Origin of the sequence: Cryobacterium sp. TMT4-31, assembly GCF_004403385.1 — a bacterium.
Classification (GTDB): Bacteria; Actinomycetota; Actinomycetes; order Actinomycetales; family Microbacteriaceae; genus Cryobacterium; species Cryobacterium zongtaii.
The window spans coordinates 66,858-85,960 of record NZ_SOGI01000044.1; the positions used below are offsets into that span (position 1 = coordinate 66,858).

Consider the following 19,103-nt stretch of genomic DNA (forward strand, 5'->3'; position numbering starts at 1 on the left):
AGCCGTCGCCGAGGATGCCGCTGGCCCACTCTCTGGCGACGTTCTGTCGGACACCGACCTATCGGACACCGTCTTATGGGACACCGTCTTATCGGACAACGTCGAACCCCTCTCCGGTGAGAGCCACGAAGCGGTCCTCGAGGCTGGTGTCCTGCAGGTGGAAGCCACGCACCCGCACCCCGCCGGCGACGAGCGCCGCGACGAGGTCTTCCTCTGCGAGGTGTCCGCCTGCGGGCACCTCGAGGGGGGCGCTCACCCAGTGGTCGGCGGGCCGGTTCGAGGAACCGCCGGCGGAGGAGAAACTCTCGGCGCCGCGCTCGTCCGGCGGGGACTCCAGCTCGGCCACCAGTCCGGCGGCGGCCAGCACCCGGATCGCCGCCGCGGCATCCGGGGTTCGCACCCGCACCCTGGCTGCACCGGCGCGCAGCTCGTCGAGGGTGCCCTGGGACACTAGGCGTCCGGCGCTCATGATGGCCGCGTGCGTGCACATGTGCTCCACCTCGGCGAGCAGATGGCTGGACACGAAGACCGTGGTCCCCTCGCCGGCCAGGGATCGCACCAGGGCGCGCACCTCGCGGGTGCCCTGCGGGTCGAGTCCGTTGGTCGGTTCGTCCAGCACGAGCAGTCGGCGCGGCATCAGCAGGGCGTTGGCGATGCCCAGGCGCTGCTTCATACCCAGCGAGTACGCCGACACCTTCTTGCCCGCCGCGTTCGACAAGCCCACCCGGTCCAGCGCGCGGTCCACCCGGGCCCGGCGGCTGCGGCCGGGCGCGGCGCGGTCGGCGGAGTCGAGCCGGCGCAGGTTGGCGGCGCCGGAGAGGAACGGGTAGAACGCGGGGCCCTCCACCAGGGCGCCCACCTGCGGCAGCACCCTGGCCAGGCGGCCCGGCATCGACTCACCGAGCAGGCTGACCTCGCCGCTGGTGGCCGCGGCGAGACCGAGCATCACCCGGATACTGGTGGTCTTGCCCGACCCGTTCGGGCCGAGGAAGCCGAACACCGAGCCCATCGGCACGGCAAGGTCGATGGCGTCCACGGCGATCTGGCGGCCGAACCGCTTGGTAAGAGCCCGGGTCTCGATGGCCAGGTCGCCGGCCCGGGCGGCGATGGTCACTCCTGGGCTGCGGCGGCCTGCAGCCGCTCCACAGGGACGGAACCGGCGAACACCCGGCCGTCGTCCGTGATCAGCACGCTCATGAGGGTGGTGCTCAGGGCCCGGCCGCCGTCAACGGCGTCGGTGAGCTGGCTGTACAGGGGTGAGGCGGTGAGTTCGGCCATGGCCGCGGCATCCGCGCCGGCCGGCACAGACACGACGGCGTCCCAGCCGGAGCCCGTGACGGTCACGCCGCTGGTCTCACCCTCGGGGTGGCCGGCCGCGTCCTTGGCGGGCAGGGTCTCCTCGGTGACCGTGGCTCCGGCCGGCGCGGTGAAGACGAACAGGTCGGCGGGCGGGGCGTCGAAGCTGAGCGAGGTGAAGGCCACGCTGATCACGGGCTCCGCTGCCTCCTGCGCCTCGACCTGCACGCGCAGCGGCAGCCCGGTCTCGGAGTCGACAGCGATCGAGACGGATCCCACCAGGGTGTCGTCGGTGTTCGGGGTGAGCACCAGCTCGTACGCGGTGCGACCGGCCACCTCGGTGTTCTCACCCAGGGTCACCTCGGTGCTTGGCGCCACCTCGGCGAGGAACGTGTCGGCCATCTCGCTCGGCGTGTAACCCGGCGCCGACCGGTCACCCGTGTCGGCCGGCAGGGTCGTGTGCGCGGCGGTGTTGTCGGCGGAGTCGTAGAGCCAGAGGTCGGCGCCGTTCTGAATCAGGTTGCGCTCGGACATGGTGTCCTGCACCTGTACCCGGCTCTGGTCGGGGCCGTTCTGGTAGACCCGCACGGTGTGACTGCCGGTGAGCAGGTCGAGGGCGTCGGCGAAGTCGGCGGTGGCGGCGTCCCCGGTGCTGGGGATCTCGGGCAGTCCGAGTTCCGAGGTCTGCTCGATGGTGCCGGAGAAGGTGTCGACGGTGCTGCCGGCCGCCAGTTCGAGCACGTCCTGCGGGGTCTTGTCCGGCAGGTCAACGGCCGCGCCGGCCTGCAACGGAACCGCGAGGACCCCCGCGACGATCACGGTGGGAACCGCGACGGCGGGCATCCACTTCAACCAGGTTCGGGACATGACAGAAGACCTCCAGTGTCACCACATAGAACTGCGCAATGCGTATCCCCGACACTACGCTCCGATGCTGAAAGTTCCACTCGACTTATACCCGTCGTTCAGGCTTTCCAACAGGAGTTCCGCCACGGCGCGGGCGGTTCGGGCATGCCAGGTGGGAATGGCGTCGCCCAGCGCCCAGGCCAGGGACAGACCGCACCAGGCGATGGTCCACTCCGCTAGCGTCACCGGGTCGATGCTCGCCTGGCGGCTGATGGTGTTCAGCCGCGCCGCGAGATTGTCGAGCGCGGCCGTCTCTGTCGGGTTGCAGAGGATGTTGGCGAAGTCGAAGGCGCGATGCCCGATCAGGCCCTTCGGATCGATCACCGCCCAGCGGTCGCCGAAGTCGAGCACGTTGCCGTGGTGGATGTCGCCGTGCAACACCGCAACATCCGCCGGCGAGGTCGTGGCCAGCAGCCGTTCGGCCCGTTCGGCCGCCCGCTGCAGCACCGGGTCGTCGGACCGGGTGGTGAGCAGGACCTGGAACCAGTCGCGGAGGGCGACGAGAGGCACCTCGCTGGAGGAGGGCGGTGTGTGCTCGTGCAAGGTCAGCGCGGTCTGCACGAGGACGGCTGTCGCTGCCGCATCCTGACCCGCCGCCGCCATGACCGTCAGATCGCGAGAACCGGTCGCTCGCACCATCAGCGTCGCCCGGTCGGTCCGCGCCAACACCCGCGCGGCTCCATGCCCGCCCCACCACTCGAGGAGGGTGGCACCCCGAGCTTCCTCCTCCACCAGCGCAATCTTGAGCATCACGGCTTCACCCCCGCGGGTACCGGGCATGAGCTCGCTCGACGGTGTCGAGAACCCCGTCCCCACGGGCGTCACACCCCACGCGGTCAGCCGCGCGCGCATCTCGGCCGAGGGCTCGTTCATCCGCTCAGGCTACCCGCGCAACCCGGGGCGAGCAGCACTCAGATCAGGCCGTGGCGGCGGAACGCGTTCCAGACGCCGTCGTCGAGGACCGAGGTGGTGACCTCGTCGGCGTGCGCCTTGACCGTGTCGGTGGCGTTGCCCATGGCGATGCCGACGCCGCAGACCTGCAGCATCTCGATGTCGTTGGTGCTGTCGCCGATGCCGATGGCGGATGCCGCGTCGATGCCGACCCTGTCGAGCAGCTGCAGGAGGGTCGTGCCCTTGTTCACCCCGTCAAGGGTGACCTCGCCGCTGCCCCTACCCATGTGCGGGATGGTGCCGGTGATCACGTGGAAGTCGCCGCTGAGCGCTTCCGACACCCTGTCGAAGGCCGTGAGGTCGGCGGCGAGGAACACGGACTTCGCGATGCCGGTGTAACGAAGCGGTCGTACGTCGGCGAATGCCTTCAGCGCGGGGTGCTCGTCGGCGTCGGTCACGGAGGCCAGGTCAGTACGGGTTTCACCCTTCCGCTCGCTGTCGTCGTCGAGGTACGCCGCGAACCGCCCCCGAACCCCGGGGCTCGGGAAGAGCTCATCGTAGGACTGCAGGTAGAAGTCGTACCCCGACTCCTCATAGAAGCCGACCATCCGGGCGACCGCATCCTCGGGCATCGTGCGGGAGATCACGAGCTCGTCGCCGATCTCGGCGAAACCGCCACCGGCGGTGATGGCACCGTCGAAGCCGATGTCGCGGATCGCCGCGTAGATCTCCACCGACGCCCGCCCGGTGCTCAGGTAGACCAGGTGCCCGTTGGCCCTGGCGGTCCGCACCGCCTCGATGGTGGACGGGGCGATCACTTCGCCCGAGTCGATGAGGGTGCCGTCCACGTCGAGAAAGGCGATGCGCGGGGAAATCATGTGGAGCTCCAAACGAGGCGGTCTCCCGGGCCGAACCGGGTCCGGAAGACCACCCAAGGGTTAATACCTATACATCGACGCTAGCGGGTGAGGCTGGCACCGTTCGACTCGATGACCTCGGCGTACCAGTCGAACGACTTCTTCTTGTACCTATCCAGGGTGCCGCTGCCGTCGTCGTAGCGGTCGACGTAGATGAACCCGTAGCGCTTGCTCATCTGTGCCGTGCTGGCGCTGACGAGGTCGATGCAGCCCCAGGGTGTGAAGCCCATCACCTCCACGCCATCGGTGAGCGCCTCACCGACCTGCACGAGGTGGTCGTTCAGGTAGGCGATGCGGTAGTCGTCGATGACGGTCTTGCGGCCGTCGACCTCGACGAGTTCGTCCTTGGCACCCAGGCCGTTCTCCACGATGAACAGCGGCTTCTGCCAGCGGTCCCAGAACTGGTTGAGCACGATGCGCAGGCCCACGGGGTCGATCTGCCAGCCCCACTCGGATGCCTTCAGCGTCGGGTTGCGCACGCCGGGGAAAATGTTGCCCTCCCCCACGACCCGCTGCGATTCGTCGGCCGTCTCGGCCACACTCACGTAGTAGCTGAACGAGACGAAGTCGACGGTGTTCTCTTTGAGGACAGCGCGGTCGTCGTCGGTGATGACAAGGTCGACGCCCTGGTCGCGCAGGCTCCGCAGGTAGTAGCCCGGGTATTCGCCGCGCACGTGGATGTCGCCGAACGCGAGGTTGGTGCGCTCGGTGGTGAGTGACGCCATCATGTCATCGGGAGACGGCGACAGCGGGTACACCGGCATTGCGAGGATCATGCAGCCGACCTGGGCGTTCGGGGCGAGCTCGCGGGCGGCCTTGGTAGCCAGCGCGCTGGCAACCAGCTCGTTGTGCACGGCCTGGTACAGGTCGGTTTTGGTGAGCTGGCCCTTGGGTGTGTTGATACCGCCAGAGAGAAGCGGGGCGTGCAGCACGGAGTTGATCTCGTTGAACGTGAGCCAGTACTTCACCCGGGCACCGTAGCGGGCGAAGAGCACGCGGGCGTAGCGCTCGTAAAAGCCGATCAGCTCGCGGTTGACCCAGCCGTCGTAGGTGTCGGTGAGGTGGAGCGGCGTCTCGTAGTGCGAGATGGTCACCAGCGGCTCGATGCCGTGCTTCTCGCACTCGTCGAGAACCCGCTCGTAGAACGCGAGGCCCTCTTCGTTGGGCTCGGCCTCGTCGCCGAGCGGGAAGATCCGGCTCCAGGCGATGGAGAAGCGGAAGGTCTTGAAGCCCATCTCGGCGAACAGGGCGATGTCTTCGGCGTAGCGGTGGTAGAAGTCGATGGCCACCTGCTTGAGGTTGTCGTCGGTGGGGCCGTCAGTACGCGGCGTAGTGATGCCCTGGGGCATGACGTCCTGGATCGACAGGCCCTTGCCGCCCTCGGTGTATGCGCCTTCGATCTGGTTCGCGGCAGTGGCGCCGCCCCAGAGGAAATCAGCGGGAAACGTTGTTGAATCAGTCATTCGTGTGCTCCTTCTATTGCGCAGTGCAGATGGGGTGCAGTGCACGGGGCGGAGGAGCGGCCGGGCCGATCCTCCGCCGAGACGTGCTGGGTGTGCTTGTTAGGCGGTGGCTAGTTCTGCTTCGGCGATGGCGAGGAAGAGGGCGTCACCGTGGGCCACCGGTCCCGATGCGGGCGAGCCGATAGTCGGGTACTTCTTCGGGTTGGTGATGATGACCGGCGTGGTCACGTCGTAGCCGGCCGCGGTGATCGCGGCGATGTCGAACTCCACCAGGAGGTCGCCGGCTTTGACCTGCTGTCCCTTTTCGACCTTGAGGGAGAAGTGCTTGCCGCCGAGCTTGACAGTGTTGATGCCGATGTGGATCAGCGCTTCAGCGCCGTCGGCGTGCTGCAGGCCAATCGCGTGACCGGTCGGGAACGCGGCGACCACGAGAGCGTCGAACGGGGCGTACAGAGCGCCGACGCGGGGGATGATCGCAACACCCTTGCCGAGTGCGCCACCGGCGAAGACGGCGTCGGGAACCTCGGTGATCGGAACGGCGGTGCCGTCCAGCGGGCTGAGGACGACAAGGTCGGTGCCATCCACCGGGGCGGCGCTCTCAGCGACCGGATCCTTGAAGCCGACGATGACGGTGAGGAGGAACGGCACCAGGATGGCGACGGCAAGGCCGAGGACCAGCATCACGATGCTTCCCTCGCTGAATAGCGCGGGAAGGCCCAGTGCCGAGGGGAGCACGAAGGCGTTGCCGGCCACACCGCCCGCCGAAATCAGCCCGCCGCCGATGACACCGCCGATGATTCCATACAGGAACGGGCGCTTGAGCGGCAGATTCACGCCGTAGATGGCTGGCTCGGTGACACCGGCCAGGAAGCCAGACAGCGCGGCGGGGGCCGCGAGGGACCTCAGGTTCGCATCTTTGGTGCGAACCCAGACACCGGTGACGGCCGCGGCCTGCGCCAGAACTGCAGCGAATAGGGGCGCCAGGAGGTAGGTCAAACCTGTGCTCTGCAACTCGGCCGTCATCAGGGGAACAAAGCCCCAATGCAAACCGAAGATTACAAAAACCTGCCACAGACCGCCCATGATTGCGCCGCCGAGCCACGGCAGAACGGTGAAAATCCAGCCGATGCCGCCGGCGAGGCCGCCGCTGATCAGGTTGGAGAGCGGGCCGATGGCGAGGAAGGTCAGCGGAACGAGAACAACAACCAGGAGCATCGGGGTGACGAACCGGCGGATCGCGGCGGGAAGCTTGGCGTAGAGAAAGCGCTCGGCGTGGCTCTGCAGCCAGACGATGACGATGATCGGGATGACACTCGACACATAGCTGACCATTGTGACGGGGATACCGAAGAAGGTTATGTCGGGCACCCCGTTGAGGGCGACGATCGACGGATAGACGAAGGCGCCCGCGATCGCGAGTGAGGTGAACTGCTCGGCCTTGAAGTACTTTGCCGCCGTGATCGCCAGTGCGAGCGGCAGGAAATTGATGAACGCATCCGACAGCGCATTGAGGATCACGTACGTCGTGGTCGTGTTGTCGAGCCAGCCGAAGGTGACCGCCGCGGCGAGGAACGCCTTGAGCAGGCCCGTTCCGGCCAGAGCCCATACCAGCGGGGTGAAGATCGCCGAGATCATCGCGATGAAGCGGTTGAGAAGGTTTCCCTTGGGTCCGTCCGGGGCGGACGTCTCGTTCGCGGACAGACCGGCGAGCTTGGAGATCTTCGCGATCTCGGCGAAGACCTCTGGGACCTCGTTGCCGATGACGACCTGGTACTGGCCGCCGGCCTCGGCCGTGGCGATGACGCCCGGGGCCGCCTTCACGCCGGCCTTGTCGATTTTCGAGTCGTCCTTGATCACGAACCGCAGCCGGGTGGCGCAATGCACCAGCGACGAGACATTGTCTTCGCCGCCCACGCCCTTGAGAACCGCAGCAGCGGTTTTGGAGTAATCCATCGTTCTGGTTCACCTTCCGCCACGGCATCGCGGCTTCTTCGTGCCAAGGAAGCGGGACTTCGGATTTTGGGCAAAAAAAAGACCTGAACTCAGACATCGCGCTATGCGATGAGAGTCCAGGTTTTGCCTGCTTGCGCAGTAACAATCCGAAGAGCTTCCACAGGTCGTCTTCGCCCTGCGACGCTTACGCTAGCACACCGTCAGGGCGCTGCGCCATCCACAACCTGGTTGGCCAGGCGCTCCACGTGCACGATCACGTAGAGGAGTTCTTCATCGGTGAGCTCGGAGCCGGTGGCTTCACTGACGTACAGCTTGACGTCGGCGGCGATCGCGTACGAGCGCGGATAACTGTGTTTGGCGAACTCGAAGAACGACGTGTCGGAGCCTCGCAGCATCGTCTTGGCCACGAGTCGCTGCAGGAGAAATTGGATGTGCAGGATGAACCGCGCGTAGTCCGGGCTCGCCACGTCCAGCTGCACGCCGAGGCCGCCCTCGACCGTGGTGACCACGTGCTGTACCCGACGGAAGAGCAGCGCCGCGGTGCCGTTGGGCTCGTCCCGGGTCGCATTGAGAATATGCATCGTGAGGAATACGGCCTCCTCCGCCGGGAGGTCGGTCTGGAGACTGGCACTGACGGATCGTGCCATCGCCAGCGCCGCGTCGAACTCCTGCGGGTGCAGCACGCGCAGTTCGGGCATCGCCGTGCTCGGGATCCGAATGCCTTTCTGCATACGCTCGAGCACGTATTGCACGTGGTCAATGATGGCCATCGGCAGCCGCCGACCGAGGCTGCGCCCCAGGATCCGCTCGGCCTCATCGACGGCGGTCGTGACGGCCTCGATAACCGGGTACGGTACCGAGGCGAGCAGCTGCCGGGCGTGATCGGCTCCGCTACCCTGCTCGAGGATGAAGGTCTTCTCGACCTTCGCCGGGTCGATGGTGTCGGTGGGCTGCAGCTGGAATCCCAGCCCCCGCCCCATCAGTACCCGTTCCTGGCCGGCGCTGTCGACCGAGATGACGACGTTGTTGTTGAGCACCTTGTGCGCCACAACGGCCGGGCTGCGCGCCACGCTGCGGTCCGTCGTCATGGCCGAAGTTTACAGCGTCGGCCGTTCAAGTGACCGGATCGCTGACGTCCGGTCAGCGGGACACGTCGTGCAGGTGGTGCGTCGGGTCGTGGAGGAAGTACTGGGCCAGCGTGGTCACGGTGAAGCGGGCGCCGTCGCTGCGGCGGCCGGTGCGCTGCCGGTCGGCGGGCGGCACGGCAGCAAAGGCGTCGGCAACGGATGCCGCGGCCGCGGCCAGTTCCGCCGCCACGACCCGCGGATCCTGCTCGTTGTAGCGTTCGGCCACCGCGGTGGCGTCCTGGTCCCAGTTCGCGAAGAGCGGGTCGTCCTCGGCGCGGATCAGGCCCAGCCGAAGGTCGAAGATGCGGAACACGTCACGCACGTGGGCCGCGTATTCCAGCTCCGACCAGGTGGTGTCGTCGGGCCGCGCCGTAACATCCGGTCGGTCGAGCACGGGTGCCCAGGCGGCCGCGTTCTGGCGCACAAGATCGGGTACGTCGTCGTAGCGGAGCTCGGCGGCGGAGAATCCGCACTCGGGGCAGGGGCGCTCGAGCACCCAGGTCCAGTCTTTGGTGTCGGGGGTGATCGGCATCTTCACAGCCTAGGGAAACCGGCCGGCCGGCTGCGGGAACTGACTGCCACAAATGGTGCAGACACTGCCAATCGCATCCGTGTCGCAACGGTGAGCTAGGTGCCCGGCGCCTCCGACTCGTAGCGGCGCGGTTTGCCCTCGCCGAGGTCGAGCAGGGTCGGCACCGCGGTCACGGTCACCGGCTGTGCCAGCAGCCGTCGGAGCGCCGTACCGATCTGCCCGGTTGCACCGCCCACCACGGTGGCGGTCACGCTGCCGTCGACGCCCTGCCGCACAGCCCAGCCGCGCGCCCCGCCGGCCTGCAACTGCTGGGTGAGGTCGACGCAGGGCACCAGGGAACCGTCCAGCGCCAGAAACCGGGTGGCCTCCCGGCCCTCCAGGTCGGCCAGTGCGGGCCGGCCGGCCACGTCGACCAGCCGGCCGAAGTCCCCGGTACGGTACCGCACCAGCGGCAACAGCGGGTTCTCCCCCGCGGTCACCACGATCTCGCCGCGCTCCCCGGGTGCCACCGGATGGCCGGAACCGTCGAGCACCTCCACGTGCACCCGCCGATCGAGGATCACGAAGGGTCCCCCGTCAGTGCTGGCGGCGATCGGCCGGGTCTCGTGCAACCCGTAGACGTCGATCACCGGGCAGTCGAATGCCGCCTCCAGGTCGCGGCGGAGGGCGAGACTGAGCGCCATCGCGCCGCTGAACAGCGCGAGCGGCCGCAGGTCCGCCACGAGGTCGGGGTGCAGCAGCTCCGCCAGGCTGGTGGGGTTGCCGGTGATCACCTGCGGCTGCTGGTCCAGCAGGAACCCGGCGCGCTGCCCGGGCGCCGGCCACTGCGAAGGGTGCAGGTTGAGCCTGGCCATGGTGGACTGACCGAAACTGCTGATCGAGGACGTGTACGTGAACGCCTGGCGCTGGTGCACCAGGTGGGCCAGGGCCATCCGTGCCGGGTCGGGCCGCCAGTCGATGCCCTGCTCGGCCACCAGGGTCACCAGCAGGTGGAAGCTGCGAGCGACCTCCTCGATGTCGTCGGGGATCTGCAGCGCCCGCCCGGTGGTGCCGGAACTGGAGCCCTCGATCATCCGATCGAGGTCGGCATCCAGCGGCACGAACGCCGACACGTTCTCGAGCAGGTCGTCGCGGGTCACGGTGGGCCAGGTGCCCAGCTCGCCGAGGGTATCGGCGACCCTGCGGTAGGCGGGCAGCCGGCGGGCGATGGCAAGGTGCTCGGCCAGCCAACCGGTGACGGGCAGCGCCCTCTGGGCCCTGGCGACTCCGTCGGCGGTGAGCCTGTCACCGGTCCGGTGTACCCAGGCCGGGGCGAGCGGATGCCGCTGCACGGTATCCAGCCGCGCCGCGCCGGCCACATCGAGGGTGGGCCACCGTTCGGCGTCGGTGAGCGCGACGGTGCCGCCCGGGGCGTATTCGGCCAGCGCCAGCGGGTCGTCCGGGTCGGGCACTGCCATGGCCGGCCCCGGCGGGTTACTCATTCGAGTACCGGGCGGCGGCCTCGCGGGCCCTGGCCTCCTGCAGCCGTTTGGTCACCTGGAGCCGGTGTTCGTGTTCGGCCATGGTCTGGGCCAGCGCCGCGTTCTGCTGCAGGGAGTCGCGCATGGCGAGGATCGACCTGGCGGTGGCCTCGTCCTCGCCGGCCGGCAGGTGGCCGGACCAGAGCAGGAAGGTGCGGGCTGCTTCGTCGCGACGGTCGGCCGTGCGCACCCACTCGGCCGGGTCGACCACCGCCGCCAACCGAAACGAGAGCGCGGCCATGGCGCGGCCGTACCAAACCGGGCTCAAGGGCACCGACAACGGACCGTTCAGGTCCTCGCTGGCCCAGAGCCACAGCACCAGGGCCGCGCCCCGGCGGGCGGCGGCCGACCCGGTGGCACGCACCTGGTCCACAATCCGGAGGACCTCCTGCCCCCTCCGGTCCGGCGGCGTTGATCCGACGCCGCCGTATTCCATTTCAAGAATATTCTCGGCGAGCGGGAGGATATCCACGTCGTCGGCGAGGAAGGACGCCGGAACCAGTGACAGGCGGGTGGCGATCTCGGCGGTATTCGCCCCGGGCAGGCAGGTGCGCCAGACGAGCATGTCGTCCTGCTCACGCGCGAACCACACCGCGAGAAGCGCCTCCGAGTCAACTGCATCCGGCGTGGCGCCGGCTGGCTCCGCGTCGGCCGCCGGGCGCGGCACCCGCGCGGTTGGAGGAGAGAACGGCGTGGCGTTCGTCGCCAGCTCCCCCCGGTCGGGCTCCCTGAGCCCGGCGGAGTTGGTCAGCCGTCGCCAGAACGGCGCGGGTCTCTCAGCCACGGAATCCTCCTGGTGTTCGGGTGGCACGGCGCGGATCGCTCTCCGTCAGTCGCCGGGCGAGCCGGGCGCAGGCGGCCGGGGCATCGTCCATCCGCTGGATGTACTCGACGTCATAGCCGGCCAGAGCGGCAGGCTCGGCGACGGAGCGGCGGGGATCCTGCAGGATCAGGGTGGCCGTGTCGAGCCCGCGGCGCACCCGGGCGGCGACGTCGGCGTGCTCTGGCTGCCCCGCGCCGAACATCGAGAGCAGTCCCTCGTCGGAAAGCACCACCACGTGCCGGCGCACACTCGCGCTGGTGCGGCCCAGGCCGCGATACCGGCTCCCGTACAGGTCGAGCGGGAAGACCGTGGCCCAGCCGAAGTAGGTGGTGAGGTCACGCAGCGCCTCGAGGCGGTCACGGGTGAATCTCTCGCCACCGGCGACCTGTCCGGCCGCCGAGAATGAGGTCACCCGCACCCGGCCGCCGCCGCGCAGCACCGAGAGGATGAGGATGCTGCCGGCCAGGACGGCCGGCGACTCGTTGGCGGGACTCACCATCGACCCCGAGGAGTCGATGTACAGGTCCAGATCGAGGCTCGCGGTGGCCACGGGCGGCGCGTCGGGCAGGTATTCCCGCTGCCGGGTGGTCACCCCGGGCACGACCGTGGGGCTTCTCGCCATGGACGCGGCCCAGTCGATGTCGGCGAGGTCGTCGCCGAGCTCCCACGCTGCCAGGGGACCCGGGATCTCGGCGTCCGCCGGGGGCGCATCCGGAGTGCGCTGCAGCAGCGGCTTCACGTAGCTGCGCGCCCGGGTCTGATACCAGGCGGCGATGACAGCGTTGGCGCCGCTGTCGCGGTAGAGCTCCAGCGTCCGGGCCAGGCCGTAGCCCTGGCCGGTGGGCGCAGTGGGCGGGCCGTCACCCGGGGAGTCTGGGGCGCCCGGCACCGTGCTGGCGCCGGGGCCGGCCGTCGTGAGGCCGCGGGCCTTGGCCACCGCCGGATGCTCCGGGTCTTCCCGTAGGCGCGCATCCCCCAGCACCGCGACCAGCTCACCCGCGGTCGCCGGGGTTGCTCCGGACTCGCCGTCGCAGCCTCCCCCGTGCACCACCAACCCGGGGCGGTTCCTGGTGGGCCCCTGGGCCACCAGGTACGGTGCCAGCAGCATCCCGAAGCGCAGCGCCCCGCTCACCGGATCGTCACCGAAGGTGCGCACGGTCTCAGCCAGCAGCACCGCGTCGAGCCGCGGGTCGGTGAGCGCCAGGGCGTCGAACTCGCGCTGCACTTCGGCGGCCAGCTCCTGGGTCCGCTCCGACAGCTGCAGCTCGGCGAGCTTTTTCGGGTCTTTGGTGGCCAAGACCTCATTGAGCCGGTTCTTCTTCTGCCACGCGTCGGTGATCTTCGATATCCGCTGCCGCACCACCTCGTCAGGGTCGATCGGGACGGCCGGTGGCTCGGCCGGGCAGAGTGCCCCGGCCGCGAGCACCCACAGAATCTCGTAGGCCCGCAGGAGCACCCACCAGAGCCGATCGGCGCTGTCGTTCCCGCCCAGCACCGCCCACATCCGCACCATCTCCGGCGGCGTCGCCTCGCCGTCCCGCCGCCGTTGCAGCTCGGCCACCCGCACGTTGATGAGCATGTCCGACCACAGGTTCGAGAGTTTGTGAACCTGGTCGGCGACATCCGGGATGCGCGCGGCATCGGTGGCCGCGAGCGCCCGCGCGATCTGGTGCCGTATTTTCAGGCTTGTCAGCCGGGTCGAGGGAGAAAGGGCGTGGTGGCCGATCTCGTGCGCGAAGATGCTCTCCAGAAACGCCCCGACGCCCAGCCGCTCGGCCTGCGGAAGGTCGAAGGTCACCTGGGGCGGGAAGCTGAACCAGGCGAAGGACGCCTCCTTCGCGTCCGGCGCGAGCTCGGGGTCGTGGAGTTCGACGCCCCAGAGCGCCTGGGCGCTCTGCCAGGCGCTGCGCTGCTCGGGGGTGAGCGGCGCAGCCATCACGGGCTCTCCTCCGGGGTCCACAGCTGTGCGGTGTAGGCGCGCACGGTCAGCACCGCGCCGGCCGCACCAGTCTCGGCGAGCCCCTGCGCGGTATCGCCCGCTGCAGACCACCGTGCGTCGGCCGCAGCGTCGACATTCCCCTGCTCGTCGGTCGCGAGCCGCACGAGGGTGTGCCCGAAGACATCCACGGTGAGCAGCCAGTCCTCGGCCGTGGCAGCACTGCCCGTGCGGATCAGGAAGCTGCCCGGCCGGTCGCCGGGCAGCGCCGCCACCGGGGGCGCCAGCCACGGGCCGTAGAGGCCGCGGAAACCGCCGATCACGGCGAGGAGTTCTCCGGGAGCGTGCAGGCCGGGCCAACCGAACCGGGAATTCAGTTGCAACGCCGCGAACGGGGCCACCTCGCCCTCACCCAGGCCCAGCGCCGCGGCGAGGGCGGGCAGGCCGGTGCGGCCGGCGGCCAGGGCCAGGTCGAGGCGACGCAGCGCATCCGTTCGGAACGCCGGCGCACCCGAGCGCCAGGCGGCGAGGGCGGCGAGGGTGAGCAGGTCATCCCGGTCGGCGGCGGGCGCTGCCGCCACGGCCCGGCCGATGAAGTGGCGGTAGCGGGCGCCGGCCGCCTCGCCGTGCCGCTCCTGAATGCGGGTCGCCGAGAGCTCGAGGTCGACCGTGGTCTCCGGCAGGGCCTCGTCGGTGAGCTCCAGCGACTCGTTCACGAGGTGCCGGGGGCGCTGGGTCACCCGCTGAACCCCAACCAGCTGACGTAGTTCGTGTAGCGCTGGTGCAGGTACTTGAGGGCGAGCAGGTCGTCGAAGTGCCGACCGTAGAGCTTGCCCTGCTTGGCGATGCCGCTGATCAAGGATTCAATACCGGTGAGGCGCTGCGCGGCCTCGGCGGAGCTGACTGCATCCAGGCCCTGGTTGAACAGGTCGAGGGCGTCGCTGATCGGGTCGTTGCCGCCGAGGCCGAGGGCGGTGAACTGCCGGCGGGACTCGGTGAAGAGGTCGGCGAGCCAGCTGATCGAGTCGGTAGCTAGCTCCCGGTCGGCACCCACGTCGAAGCGGGGGTGCAGTTCGTTGGGCAGTAGTTTGCCGCGCAGGGCGAAGGGCAGCACGGCGGCCAGGTCGTCCAGGCCCACCACGGGCCGGCCGCGAAAGTAAGCCATCGCCTTGGCGTAGCGGATGAGGGTCTGCAGCGACCGCACCGAGAGGCTGTTGCTGGTCTGCGAGCCGAGGTCGACCTGCAGGTCGGCACCGGAGTTGGCCTCGATCACCTCGGCCACCTCGCCGCCGCCGATGCGCACGGTGTCCTTGGTGCGGTATTCGAAGCGGCGCCCGCCCTGCTGCACGAATTCGAAGTGGCTGGCGAAGAACTCCAGCTGGCGACGCACCGCACCGGGCAGTGGCACGGCCCGGATGGCCGCCTCGAGCAGGCGCTGTTCGTCGGCGTCGAAGATGAGCTCGGGCGGCAGGTGGTCCTCCGGCCGTTCGCCGGCCTCGACGCGGGCGACGAGTTCGTCGAAGAACCGGTTGTTGAAACCCTGCGCGGCGACGGTCACGTCCATCCGGTCGCGGAGCGCCTGGATCACCGGGAAGGTGCCGCCGCCGGCGTCGTCGTTGGCGGTGAAGAACCAGCTCTCCACCCCGGATTCCGGCGCGGTGGAGTGCATCTGGTCGTGGCTTTCCACGTAGCCCTCGGCCACCATCGTGAGCAGCGCCGACTGGGTCTTGGTGGGGATGCGGTTGTACTCGTCGATGATCTTCACCGGCTGGCTGAGCCAGCCGCGCCAGGCGATCTCGATCTCGGCCAAGCTCCCGGCGGTGACGAGGTCGCGCGGCAGCGGCATCCCGACCAGGTCGCTCACCGTGACCTGAGGCTGGCCCTGTTGCACGTTGCGGCGCACCTCGCGGGCGCTCGACCCGGCGAGCACACCCATCAGGATGGCCAGGGTGGTCTTGCCACGCCCGGGACCGCCCACGAGCAGGCACTTGCCGCCCACCGCGAAGGTGAGCAGCGGCAGCAGCACGTTCGAGGAGTAGGACTGGTCGGTGGGCAGGTGCAGTTCGGCGCCGGCGTCGCCGAGTTCGAAGGTGACCGGGGAGCCGGTGGAGAATTCGACGTCGTAGAACGGCGAGATCACGGCCCGGTTCACCAACCAGAAGTAGGCCTGGCGCAGCTTCTCGTCCAGCGCCGTGTCCACCACCGCCGGCGCCTCGGTGAAGAGGTCCTCCGCGGTCAGCTCCTCGGCCAGTGTGGCGGCGTTAGCGCGCGTCGGTGATTCGGATACCTTGTTCCAACGATTCCCCAGCGCCATGGTTTTCAGCCTATCGGGCGGGCCCGGCGGCGACGGCGGCCTCGAGCGCGGCCTGCTGTTCCAGGGGCAGCGCGAAGTCGAAGACTCCGGCGAGCATCCGGTCGATGGCCACGGCCGCCTGCGCCAGGCGCTCCGGCACCGACCCGGTCACCTCCAGCCACGGCACGTCCTGCCCCGCCAGCGTCTGGCGAAACCGGTGCTGCATGGCGTGCCGGATGTGCTCGCCGTCGCGCAGGCCGTCCTGCACGAACGGGATCTCGTCCCCGGTGAGCAGGTACAGCGCGGGCGGATGCGCGGCGGCGCGCGCCACGAGCCCCGCCGGGGTCGGTCCCACGTAGCGCTCGTGCCAGAGGGTGGTGGCCAGCACGTCGGTGTCGCAGATGAGCAGCGGCCGCGGCACCCGGCGCAGGGCCTGGTTCTCCCAGCCGATCTGACGGTCCACGATGACGTCGAACTCGTCACTACGCCACGGGGTGTCCAGGCCGCCCACCCGTGTTTCGCTGTGCTCGCGGCCGTACTCCGGCACCCACGCGGTGTCGTAGTGGTCGGCGAGGGCTTCGGCGAGGGTGGTGGAGCCGGTGGATTCGGCACCGAGCACCACCACGCGCGGGGTCAGCCAGGCGCGCACGGCGGGGGCCAGCGCCCACCAGTGACCCGGCACATCCGCTCGGATCGCGGTGCCGGAGACCGGGGTGTGCCGCCGGCCGGGGTCGACCTGCACCCACGCGGCGCCCAGGCGGGCGGCGAGTTCGGCGCCGTAGGGGTCACTGGAGAACACGGCGTCGACCGGGGAGTCCAGCAGCGCCCGGATCAACACCATGTGCTCGTCCCAGGCGTCGGCGGAGTCGAAGTCCACCGGAGCGTCGTCGATGGCGCTCACGACGTGCGCGGTGGGGTGCTCTTCGCGCAGCCATTCCTCGCGCACGCTCAGCGGGATGGATTCCACGCTGGCCCCGAACAGTTGCACGGTGACCCTGTCACAGCGGCTGAGGGCCGCGCGGATCAGGGCCGAGTGCCCGGCGTGCAGAGGATAGAACTTGCCGAGCACCAGGCCGTGCCCGAATCGGGTCGCCGCCACCGGCACCGGGTCAGCCGCCGGCAGCGGGTCAGACACCGGCTCAGGCACCCGTCGTGCCGGCTGGCACCGGTTGGTGGGGCGAGGCGCCGGCCGCCCCGGAGTCGCTCGCCGTCTGATCTGTGCGGGCCCGCATCCAGCCGCGAAGGCCCCAGACGCACAGGCCGATGAAGAGCAGGTAGAGCGCGGCGGTGATGTTCAGCCCCTTATATAGGAACAGGCCCACATAGGCCACGTCGACGGCGATCCAGACGAACCAGTTCTCCAGCCAGCGCCGGTTGAGCATGTACTGCGCGACCAGGCTCACCGAGGTGGTGGCGGCATCCGCGATCTCGGTGGTGGAGTCGGTGTAGGAGTGCAGGGCGTAGGCGATGATCGCGGTGCCGGCCAGCGCGGCGGCGACCAGCGGCAGGATGGCTTGCCTGGGCATCCGGCCGATCAGCGCGCGGTCGTCGGCGGCCCGGTGCCGGGACCAGCCGAGCCAGCCCATCACCCCGAGCACCAGGTAGACGATCTGCAGGCCGAGGTCGGCGTAGAGCGCGGCGCCGAAGAACAGCACGATGAAGACCAGGTTGTTCGCGATGCCGAGCGGGAAGGTCCAGATGTTGCGGCGCGCGGCCAACCACACGCACGCGGCCCCCGTTCCGAATCCCAAAACTTCGGTCCAGTTGTCGATCAGCCATTCCCCCATGCTCCCCAGTCTAAAAGACCGGCAACTGTTGCCCGTGCGGACAAATGGTGCCGGTGCGCCGGACGCAATTGTCCGATTCGGGAACATAACCGGCGCATTCTGGTTGAACCATGGGTACCTCAAACCGGGGTCGCACCTGAGCCCGTTCCGTTAGGACCCCGATGACCGACTCCGCCGTCACCACTGCCCCCGCGCCCGCCGCGCCGACCGGCAATGCCCCGGATGCCGCCGGCACCAAGCTCGTCATCTCGCTGCTGCTGGTGTCCGCGTTCGTCGTCATCCTCAACGAGACCATCATGGGTGTGGCGCTGCCGCACCTGATGAAGGACCTGAACATCACGGCCGGCGCCGCCCAGTGGCTGACGACCGCGTTCATGCTCACCATGGCCGTGGTGATCCCGATCACCGGTTTCCTGCTGCAGCGGTTCAACACTCGCCCGGTCTTCCTCGCCGCGATGACCCTGTTCAGCACGGGCACCCTCATCGCTGCCATCGCACCGGGCTTCGAGGTGCTCATCGTAGGCCGGGTGGTGCAGGCCATGGGCACCGCCATCATGATGCCGCTGCTGATGACCACCGTGATGACCCTGGTGGCACCGGCCGCCCGCGGCAAGACCATGGGCAACATCTCCATCGTGATCTCGGTCGCCCCGGCGATCGGCCCCACCATCTCCGGCCTCATCCTGAGCGTGCTCGACTGGCGCTGGATGTTCATCCTCGTGCTGCCGATCGCCCTCGGCTCCCTGGCCCTCGGCGCCGCACGCATCAAGAACGTGACCACTCCCACCGCGGTGCCTCTCGACGTCGTCTCGGTGATCCTCTCGGCTTTCGGCTTCGGCGGCCTGGTTTACGGGCTGAGCAACCTCGGCGAATCTGCCACAGGCAACGCCGCCGCCGGCCTGGTGCCGCTGGCCATCGGCGTGCTGGCGATCGCCCTGTTCGTCTGGCGCCAGCTCACGCTGCAGCGCACCGACCGGGCCCTGCTCGACCTGCGCACCTTCGTCTCGCGCACGTTCAGCTTCGCCATCGTGATGCTCGCCGTGAGCATGATGGCCCTGTTCGGCACCCTGATCCTGCTGCCGATCTACATGCAGACCGTGCTGGGCCTGGATGCGCTGACCACCGGCCTGCTACTGCTGCCCGGCGGTCTCACAATGGGCCTGCTCGCCCCGTTCGTCGGCCGGTTCTACGACAGGTTCGGCCCCACCGTGCTGCTCGTGCCCGGGTCGATCATCGTCAGCGGCGCGTTCTGGTTCCTGACCATGCTCACCGCGACGACACCGTTCTGGTACGTGCTGGTGGCCCACGTGGCGCTGAGCTTCGGCCTGGCGTTCCTGTTCACCCCGCTGTTCACGTCGGCGCTCGCCTCCCTCAAGCCGTCGCTGTACTCGCACGGCAGCGCCGTCGTCGGCACCGCCCAGCAGCTGGCCGGCGCCGCGGGCACCGCCCTGTTCGTCACGGTGATGTCCTCCACCGCGGCAACCCAGCTCGCCATCGGCGCCGGCGAGGTCGCCGCAACCGCGGCGGGCACTCAGAGCGCCTTCCTCTACGGGGCGATCATCTCGCTCTTCGCAATCCCGCTGGCGTTCTTCATCCGCAGGCCGGCCCCGTCGGTCACCGACACGCTCGACGCGCCGATGACGGCGCACTGACCAAAAG

General features: G+C 69.1%; 16 protein-coding genes. 1 reads left to right on the forward strand and 15 read right to left on the reverse strand.

The annotated features are described in order from the left end of the window. Window positions 1-88: 88 nt before the first annotated feature. From E3T19_RS10840 to pnuC, 15 genes are all read right to left on the reverse strand, one after another. On the reverse strand, window positions 89-1,114 hold the full coding sequence (locus E3T19_RS10840; RefSeq protein WP_088454818.1) for an ABC transporter ATP-binding protein: 1,026 nt from the start codon (window positions 1,112-1,114) through the stop codon (window positions 89-91). Then, complete coding sequence (locus E3T19_RS10845) at window positions 1,111-2,163, reverse strand: outer membrane lipoprotein carrier protein LolA (RefSeq protein ID WP_174776711.1); 1,053 nt, start codon at window positions 2,161-2,163, stop codon at window positions 1,111-1,113. Before E3T19_RS10845 ends, E3T19_RS10840 begins: the two co-directional genes overlap by 4 nt. A gap of 54 nt (window positions 2,164-2,217) precedes the next feature. Next, entirely contained in the window at window positions 2,218-3,075 is an 858-nt protein-coding gene (locus tag E3T19_RS10850; RefSeq protein WP_134408792.1) for an aminoglycoside phosphotransferase family protein, read from the reverse strand. A gap of 38 nt (window positions 3,076-3,113) precedes the next feature. Then, the gene (locus tag E3T19_RS10855) at window positions 3,114-3,971 is read right to left on the reverse strand and encodes a Cof-type HAD-IIB family hydrolase (protein ID WP_134408793.1); all 858 of its coding nucleotides are present in this window, start codon (window positions 3,969-3,971) and stop codon (window positions 3,114-3,116) included. An 80-nt stretch (window positions 3,972-4,051) separates the two neighbouring features. Further along, window positions 4,052-5,473, reverse strand: a complete 1,422-nt coding sequence (locus E3T19_RS10860) for a glycoside hydrolase family 1 protein (protein WP_134408794.1) — start codon at window positions 5,471-5,473, stop codon at window positions 4,052-4,054. A 99-nt stretch (window positions 5,474-5,572) separates the two neighbouring features. Then, window positions 5,573-7,426, reverse strand: a complete 1,854-nt coding sequence (locus E3T19_RS10865; RefSeq protein ID WP_088454814.1) for a beta-glucoside-specific PTS transporter subunit IIABC — start codon at window positions 7,424-7,426, stop codon at window positions 5,573-5,575. 200 nt (window positions 7,427-7,626) lie between these two features. Beyond that, window positions 7,627-8,514 (reverse strand): PRD domain-containing protein, encoded by an 888-nt coding sequence (locus tag E3T19_RS10870; RefSeq protein WP_134408795.1) that lies wholly within the window; start codon window positions 8,512-8,514, stop codon window positions 7,627-7,629. A gap of 52 nt (window positions 8,515-8,566) precedes the next feature. Beyond that, window positions 8,567-9,085, reverse strand: coding sequence for a DinB family protein (locus E3T19_RS10875; protein WP_088457787.1), 519 nt, complete (start codon window positions 9,083-9,085; stop codon window positions 8,567-8,569). A 95-nt stretch (window positions 9,086-9,180) separates the two neighbouring features. Further along, complete coding sequence (locus E3T19_RS10880; protein WP_241980170.1) at window positions 9,181-10,566, reverse strand: AMP-binding protein; 1,386 nt, start codon at window positions 10,564-10,566, stop codon at window positions 9,181-9,183. Further along, a complete protein-coding gene (locus tag E3T19_RS10885) occupies window positions 10,559-11,389 on the reverse strand; it encodes a phosphohydrolase (protein ID WP_134408796.1) in 831 nt (276 codons plus the stop codon). The genes E3T19_RS10880 and E3T19_RS10885 overlap by 8 nt, the downstream gene beginning before the upstream one ends. Continuing rightward, complete coding sequence (locus tag E3T19_RS10890) at window positions 11,382-13,364, reverse strand: VWA domain-containing protein (RefSeq protein ID WP_241980180.1); 1,983 nt, start codon at window positions 13,362-13,364, stop codon at window positions 11,382-11,384. Before E3T19_RS10890 ends, E3T19_RS10885 begins: the two co-directional genes overlap by 8 nt. Then, window positions 13,364-14,104, reverse strand: coding sequence for a hypothetical protein (locus E3T19_RS10895; protein WP_134408797.1), 741 nt, complete (start codon window positions 14,102-14,104; stop codon window positions 13,364-13,366). The genes E3T19_RS10890 and E3T19_RS10895 overlap by 1 nt, the downstream gene beginning before the upstream one ends. Then, window positions 14,101-15,678, reverse strand: a complete 1,578-nt coding sequence (locus tag E3T19_RS10900) for a MoxR family ATPase (protein ID WP_241980172.1) — start codon at window positions 15,676-15,678, stop codon at window positions 14,101-14,103. The genes E3T19_RS10895 and E3T19_RS10900 overlap by 4 nt, the downstream gene beginning before the upstream one ends. Before the next feature lie 10 nt (window positions 15,679-15,688). Then, window positions 15,689-16,792, reverse strand: coding sequence for an AAA family ATPase (locus E3T19_RS10905; RefSeq protein ID WP_241980174.1), 1,104 nt, complete (start codon window positions 16,790-16,792; stop codon window positions 15,689-15,691). 4 nt (window positions 16,793-16,796) lie between these two features. Beyond that, window positions 16,797-17,444 (reverse strand): nicotinamide riboside transporter PnuC, encoded by a 648-nt coding sequence (gene pnuC / locus E3T19_RS10910; RefSeq protein ID WP_088454810.1) that lies wholly within the window; start codon window positions 17,442-17,444, stop codon window positions 16,797-16,799. A gap of 161 nt (window positions 17,445-17,605) precedes the next feature. Here pnuC and E3T19_RS10915 point away from each other — a divergent pair, with 161 nt between their 5' ends. Further along, window positions 17,606-19,096 (forward strand): MDR family MFS transporter, encoded by a 1,491-nt coding sequence (locus tag E3T19_RS10915; protein WP_134408798.1) that lies wholly within the window; start codon window positions 17,606-17,608, stop codon window positions 19,094-19,096. Window positions 19,097-19,103: the final 7 nt, after the last annotated feature.